We start from the raw sequence: 6,333 nt of genomic DNA, 5'->3' as shown, positions 1-6,333 counted from the left end.
TGGTGCACCCAGAGCGATTCGAACGCCCGACCCTCAGATTCGTAGTCTGATGCTCTATCCAGCTGAGCTATGGGTGCACTGGAGGGGCGCTGATAGCAGGCATTTTCGGGGGCGCAAGGGCGTAGCGCGATAAAGTTGTGTCGCGCGACGCGGACGCATAGAGCGGCGGGCATGAAACTCGCCGCTCCGCTCCGCTCGCTGTCGCTACTCGCCCTGCTCGCGGCGTCCGCATGCAGCAAGGATACCACCGCCTATCCGTCGCTCGGACTGCGCCCGGTCGAGAAGCTCGGATTCGCCGAACCCGAGGTGAAGACCGCGGTGGCCGCGCCCGATCCCGCGCTCGATGCAGATATCCGGACGATCTCGGGCAAGCTCGATGCGATCGCCACTGGCTTCACCCGCGACGCAGCCAAGACCGAGGCCCTCGCCCGGACCGCACGCGGCGGCGCCGTCGGCAGCGACGCGTGGCTCGCCGCGCAGACCGCACTTGCCGGACTCGACGACTGGCGCGCGCAATCGTCCGCACTGGTAACGGACATCGAGCAACGCGCCACCGATCGCGCTGCCAAGCTGCAAGCCGACTATCCCGCGCTCGCCGCGATCCGCGACAAGGCACAGGCGGAAAACGATCGCCAGGGCGTCACGATCACGCGCATCCAGGCGAGCCTCCCCGCCGCTTGATCCGTTGCTGATCCTCGCCCGTCAGGGGGAGGATCAGACGGCTAGAACCCCTTCAGCAACGGCAGGATCGTCGAATAATCGTCGGTCCACGCGGTGAAGCCCTTGCGCGCCGCCAGCGGCGCCCACTCCGGATCACCCGACTGCAGCGCGGCAATCGCACGCGGATCGCGTGACAACGCCACCCAGTCCGACGCCGACGCGCGATCGACTAGCAAGCTCGACGGACGGTATTTCAGCTCGACCGCAGTCCACCCGCCCTCGCGCGCCGCCGCCGCGATCACCGGTTCCAGATCGATGAACCGGTTCGAGATATGCACCAGCAATAGGCCGCGCGGCGACAGCACCCGGCCATAGGTGGCGAACGCCTCGCGCGTCATCAGGTGCATCGGCACCGAGTCCGATGAAAACGCATCGAGCGCGAGCAGGTCGAGGCTGTCGGGCTCGTCATGCGCCAACGCGATCCGCGCATCGCCCATCCGGATCTCCGACTCGGGCAGGCACCGCGACAGATAGGTGAACTGCCCGGTATCGCGCGCGATCCGCACCACCGCCGGGTCGATCTCGTAGAACCGCCAGTGCTGACCGGGCTTTGCGTAACAAGACAGTGTCCCCGTCCCCAGCCCGACGACACCTATTCTCGTCTGCGGGCCGTACAAGGCGGGTGTGGCTTGCATCGCCTGCCCTACGCCCGATCCAGCCGCGTAATAGGTCGTCGGCGTCCGCTCGCGCTCAGGCGAACCGCGCAACTGGATGCCGTGCACCGTCGTCCCGTGATCGAGCTCGCGAACGCCGCCATTCGGGCCCGGCGTATTGCGCACGGTATAAACCCCGAAATAGCTCCGCACCCGCGCGCCGGGATCGAGCGAGAACTCGAGCGACCGATATCCGCCGAACAGCACCAGCGCACCCGCCAGCACGACCATGTACGGCCGCCGCGCACCGATCGCGACGAACCCGATTGCGGCTATCACGAGGAAATCGAGACCCTGCCGGCTCTCGCCGAACGCGCCGTCGGGATGGGTGATCCGCAAGCCGGTCAGGACAACCAACGCGACGACGATCGCGAGCAGCGCGACATGTTTCGCCGGCCCCTTGCCCATCCACAGCGCGCGGAATCGCCCGAACAGATACATCTGCGGCACCAGCGCACCCGCCGCAAGGATCAGCAGCGGATACTCATACGTCCAGTCGAACACCACTGGCGCCACCAGCGCAGCGAACACCCCGCCAAGCGCGCCACCCGCCGACATCGCAAGATAGAAGCCGGTCAGACGATCGGGCGCCGGCCGCTTGCGGTACAGTGCCGTGTGCAGCGCCACCGAGATCATGAACAACAGCACCAGCGCGATCCCCGCGCTGAAGAACGGCCGTTCGTTGACCCCGCCCATGATGACCCCGCCGAACAGCAATATCGTGATCGGCGCGATCCGCGTGAGCAGGTCGGCAAGCCAGCGATCGTTCGCAAACGCCACGCTGAAGCTGAGCAGATACAGCCCGAGCGGGATCACCCACAGCAGCGGCATCGCGACGATATCGGTCGTGATGTACGTCGATGTCGCCAGCATCATCCCCGACGGCACGAGCGCCAGCGCGATCCAGTGCGCGATCCGCCGCGCGCCCGGCGGCGCGCTGGTCGCGGCAACGTGATCGACTGCCGCGGTCTTGGGAAGCCGCGTGGCGCAGACGAGCACCAGCATGATCAGCAGCAGATACCCGCCGCTCCACAACAGGCTCTGGCCGTGCACCGCCATCAGCGGCTCGACCAGCAACGGGTACGCGATCAGCCCCGCGAAACTGCCGAGATTGGACGCGGCATACAGCGCATACGGATCGCCGCCCCCGCTCGCCGCACTGAACCATCGCTGAATCAGCGGCGCCTGCGCGGAGACCGCGAAGAACAACGGCCCGATCGACAGCCCGAGCAGCCACGGCACCCAGAGCGCCGGCAGCGCGTCCGCCGGAAGGTCCATCGCGATCAGCCCGATCGGCAACCACAACGCCGCGACGATCAACACGCCAAGGTGGATCGCCGCCTGCGCGCGTGGCCTCACCCGCCCGAGCCAATGCGCATACGCATAGCCCGCGAGCAGCAACGCCTGGTACACCAGCATCGCCGAGTTCCACACAGCCGGCGCGCCCCCCAGCCGCGGCAACGCCATCCGCGCCACCATCGGCTGGACGAGGAACAACAGGAACGAGCCCGTCAGGATCGTCGCCACGAACATCGTCCGGCACCAGCGTGCCATCAACGGCCGCACTTCCATCGCATCGGTGTCAGACATAGGCGGGACGGTCGATCCGGTAGAGGATGTGGCGGCGAAGGCGGTCATCGTCGGCGAGCTTCGGGTGATCGAAATCGCCGTCGACCACGCGGGTCATCCCGAGCCGCTCCATGAGCGCACGGCTGGCCGTGTTTGCAGGGACGGTGATCGCCCAGACCGTCGACAGGTCCATCTCACGCCAAGCCCAGGCGAGAGAAGCCTCCGCCGCCTCCCGTGCGTATCCCTGCCCCCATTCGCTTTGGACGAGACTCCAGCCGATCTCGGGTTTCCCCTCGATCGGCGTACCGACCGGGCCGGGCTTGATCCCGCACCAGCCGATGAACGCGCCGGTATCCCGTCGTTCGAGCGCCCAGAAGCAAGCGCCATAGTCGGCGAGAGTCGCGTTCTGGCGCACAACCACAGCGGCGGAATCGGCCAGCGTCGGCGCCGGCCCGAGATACGCCATCACCGCCGGATCGGCGCACATCGCATGATGCAAGGCGGCATCGTTATCACGCCAGCCGCGCAAGATCAGCCGTTCGGTCTCGATCATCCGCCGAGCAATTTCGCCGCATGCGCCGCGTGATAGGTCAGCACGCCCGAACAGCCGGCGCGCTTGAACGACATCAGCGTCTCCAGCACCATGACGTCGCGCTCCGCCGCACCCGCCGCAACGGCGTGCTCGATCATCGCGTATTCGCCCGACACCTGGTACGCGAACACCGGCACCTCGAACGCCTGGCGAACGCGGACGATGATGTCGAGATACGGCAGGCCGGGCTTGACCATCACCGTGTCGGCGCCCTCCGCCAGGTCCATCGCGACCTCGCGCAGCGCTTCCTCGGCGTTGGCATTGTCCATCTGGTACGTCTTCTTGTCGCCCTTCAGCAGCCCGCGCGAGCCGACCGCATCGCGGAACGGCCCGTAGAACGCGCTCGCGTACTTGGCGGCGTAGGACATGATCTGGACGTTGTGGTGCGACTCCCCTTCGAGCGCGCTGCGGATCATGCCGATCCGGCCGTCCATCATGTCCGACGGCGCGATGATGTCCGCGCCAGCGTTCGCCTGGTTGAGCGCCTGCGCGACGAGCATCTCGGCGGTCGTGTCGTTGACGACGTAGCCAGCCGCGTCGACCAGACCGTCATGGCCGTGGCTCGTATACGGATCGAGCGCGACGTCGGTCAGCACGCCGACCTCGGGCACCGCGTCCTTCAGCGCGCGGATCGCCTGACACATCAGATTGTCGGGGTTGAGCGCCTCGCGACCGTCCTCGGTCCGGCGCTCGACCTGCGTGTACGGGAACAGCGCGATGCACGGGATGCCGAGGTCGCGCGCCTCGCGCCCCCGCGCGACGATCCCGTCGACCGACCAGCGCGACACGCCCGGCAGGCTGGCGATCGGTTGCTCGACACCCTCACCTTCGGCGACGAACAACGGCCAGATCAGGTCGGCGGGAGTCAGCACGGTCTCGGCGTGGAGGCGGCGGCTCCAGGCGGAGGCGCGGGTGCGACGGAGGCGAAGCGCGGGATAGCTTGCGGTCATGGCGGGGCTTTGCGGGATGCGCGGCGACGGATCAAGTTTTACGGGAGAAGCGTTACGGGTGCGAAACCGCATGCCGTGCGTTGGGGGCCTTATGTCGAACGATACGATCACGTCCGCCGCGCTCGTCGTCAACGCCAAGTCGCGCAAGGGCCAGAAGCTGTTCAAGCGCGCGTGTGCGGCGATGTCGGGGCTGCCTTATGAGGTCGACGCGCATGCAGTCGAGGACCCGAAAGACCTCGAAGCGACGGTTTTGCGAGCGCTCGCGAAGAAGCCGGACCTGCTGATCCTCGGCGGCGGCGACGGCACCGTCAGCGGGCTGGTGGACCTGATGGTCGGCCACGACGTAATCCTCGGCGTCCTGCCGCTCGGCACCGCCAACAGTTTTGCGCGCACGCTCGGCATTCCGCTGAATATCGAGGGCGCGGTGGAGGTGATCCGGACCGGCAAGCCCCGCCGGATCGATCTCGGCATGATCGACGGCGACTATTTCGCGAACTGCGCGGCAATGGGCATCAGTCCTAAGATCGCCGAGACGGTCCCGCACGGGTTGAAGAAGATATTCGGCAAGGTCGGCTATCTGGCGTGGGCGACGTATCAATATATGCGCTTCCGTCCGTTTACGTTGATCGTCGGCGAGGGCCCGACCGCGGTGAAGATCCGCGTCGTCGAGGTGCGGATTTCCAACGGGCCCTATCACGGCGGCACCGAACTGGTCGACGCGGCGGCGGTCGATTCTGGCGAGATCGTGGTGCAGGCGGTGATGGGGCACGTGAAGCGGCGACTGGTGCAGAACTGGTATGCGAGCGTGTTCCGGCTCGAGTCTCGACATGAGAAGGTGCGGGACTTTCGGGGGAAGAGCCTGAAGATCAACACGATCCCGCCGTTGCCGATTTCGATCGATGGCGAAGTGTTGGCGAAGACCCCGGTGACGGCGAAGGTCGCGGCGGGGATCATCCGGGTGATGGCGCCGGCCTGAGGCGGGGGGCGTTCCCTCCTCCTTGTTCTCCCGCGAAGGCGGGAGCCCAGTCTGGGTCCCCGCCTTCGCGGGGAAACAATTTAGTGGAGGGGTGAGCTATCCGCGCACCACCCCGGCGAAGGCCGGGGCCCAATTGGAAAGGTCAGAGTAACTGATCGCAGTCCTACGTTAGCAACGTTCCCCAATTGGGCCCCGGCCTCCGCCGGGGTGGAATTGAGTGGTGGCGTTACTTGACCCGACGAACGGTCAAAATTTTAACCGGCGCAGCAATCATCTGCCCCTTCATCACCCCAACCCCGGCAGTCGGCGACGTCGGCGCAGCAAGAATCCGCTTCACCACATCCATCCCCTCCACCACATGCCCGAACGCCGCGAACCCAGCCGTGTCCCCGCTCCCCGCCGGATTAGCATCCAGCGACAACACCGGCCCAACCGTGATGAAGAAGTCCGCCGTAGCGCTCCCCGGCGCAAACCGCGCCATCGAAATCGTCGCGTCGACGTGCGACAACCCGGTCTGGCTGGTCGGTTCATGCTTCACCGGCGGCAGCAGCCGCTTCGCATCACCTCGCGGCCCGCCCTGGATCAACCCAGCATCCGCCCCGAGCTTCATCGCCCGGTAGAACGTCACCCCATCAAGCCGCTTCTGGTCGACATACCGCAGGAAGTTCGCGGTCGTCAGCGGCGCGCGCTCCTTCTCCAGCGCCAGCGTGATCGGCCCCTCGCTCGTCGTCATCACGATCGAGACGGTCGCCGGAGCAACAGGCGAAGGCGCCGGCGGAGCCTCCTGCGCCGAGACGGAAACGGCGCCGACAACGGCAAGAGCGAGCGTGACGAATCTGGAGATCATCCGCCACGCTACCGCGTCGCCCCGCT

6 protein-coding genes and 1 tRNA gene are annotated in these 6,333 nt (G+C 66.7%); 2 read left to right on the top strand and 5 right to left on the bottom strand.

Annotated features, from left to right (window positions below; all coding sequences use genetic code 11):
- Positions 1-77: transfer RNA gene (locus O6W96_RS18165), tRNA-Arg, on the bottom strand.
- Between the two features lie 94 nt (positions 78-171).
- Here O6W96_RS18165 and O6W96_RS18160 point away from each other — a divergent pair.
- Positions 172-681: a hypothetical protein gene (locus O6W96_RS18160; RefSeq protein ID WP_353470815.1), complete on the top strand. Its 510-nt coding sequence runs from the start codon at positions 172-174 to the stop codon at positions 679-681.
- A 41-nt stretch (positions 682-722) separates the two neighbouring features.
- Here O6W96_RS18160 and O6W96_RS18155 read toward each other — a convergent pair whose 3' ends face one another.
- Genes O6W96_RS18155 through hemB form a run of 3 tightly spaced genes read right to left on the bottom strand, consistent with a single transcriptional unit; the run spans position 723 to position 4,484 of the window.
- Complete coding sequence (locus O6W96_RS18155) at positions 723-2,963, bottom strand: fused MFS/spermidine synthase (protein ID WP_353470814.1); 2,241 nt, start codon at positions 2,961-2,963, stop codon at positions 723-725.
- Entirely contained in the window at positions 2,956-3,495 is a 540-nt protein-coding gene (locus O6W96_RS18150) for a GNAT family N-acetyltransferase (protein ID WP_353470813.1), read from the bottom strand. Before O6W96_RS18150 ends, O6W96_RS18155 begins: the two co-directional genes overlap by 8 nt.
- Positions 3,492-4,484, bottom strand: coding sequence for a porphobilinogen synthase (gene hemB, locus O6W96_RS18145; protein WP_353470812.1), 993 nt, complete (start codon positions 4,482-4,484; stop codon positions 3,492-3,494). Before hemB ends, O6W96_RS18150 begins: the two co-directional genes overlap by 4 nt.
- A 91-nt stretch (positions 4,485-4,575) precedes the next feature.
- On the opposite strand from hemB, the gene O6W96_RS18140 reads away from it, so the two are divergent.
- The gene (locus O6W96_RS18140) at positions 4,576-5,460 is read left to right on the top strand and encodes a diacylglycerol/lipid kinase family protein (protein WP_192974499.1); all 885 of its coding nucleotides are present in this window, start codon (positions 4,576-4,578) and stop codon (positions 5,458-5,460) included.
- A gap of 226 nt (positions 5,461-5,686) precedes the next feature.
- Here O6W96_RS18140 and O6W96_RS18135 read toward each other — a convergent pair whose 3' ends face one another.
- On the bottom strand, positions 5,687-6,307 hold the full coding sequence (locus tag O6W96_RS18135; RefSeq protein ID WP_353470811.1) for a peptidylprolyl isomerase: 621 nt from the start codon (positions 6,305-6,307) through the stop codon (positions 5,687-5,689).
- Between the last annotated feature and the right edge of the window lie 26 nt (positions 6,308-6,333).

The organism is Sphingomonas faeni, from assembly GCF_040407495.1.
Classification (GTDB): Bacteria; Pseudomonadota; Alphaproteobacteria; order Sphingomonadales; family Sphingomonadaceae; genus Sphingomonas; species Sphingomonas faeni_D.
This window is presented reverse-complemented; position numbering and strand designations above follow the sequence as displayed.

What these genes read in the sequence shown, in the direction of transcription:
- O6W96_RS18155 (WP_353470814.1), bottom strand. Translation starts at nt 2,963, where the DNA reads ATGTCTGACACCGATGCGATGGAAGTGCGGCCGTTGATGGCACGCTGG.
- O6W96_RS18140 (WP_192974499.1), top strand. Translation starts at nt 4,576, where the DNA reads ATGTCGAACGATACGATCACGTCCGCCGCGCTCGTCGTCAACGCCAAG.
- O6W96_RS18135 (WP_353470811.1), bottom strand. Translation starts at nt 6,307, where the DNA reads ATGATCTCCAGATTCGTCACGCTCGCTCTTGCCGTTGTCGGCGCCGTT.
- O6W96_RS18160 (WP_353470815.1), top strand. Translation starts at nt 172, where the DNA reads ATGAAACTCGCCGCTCCGCTCCGCTCGCTGTCGCTACTCGCCCTGCTC.
- O6W96_RS18150 (WP_353470813.1), bottom strand. Translation starts at nt 3,495, where the DNA reads ATGATCGAGACCGAACGGCTGATCTTGCGCGGCTGGCGTGATAACGAT.
- hemB (WP_353470812.1), bottom strand. Translation starts at nt 4,484, where the DNA reads ATGACCGCAAGCTATCCCGCGCTTCGCCTCCGTCGCACCCGCGCCTCC.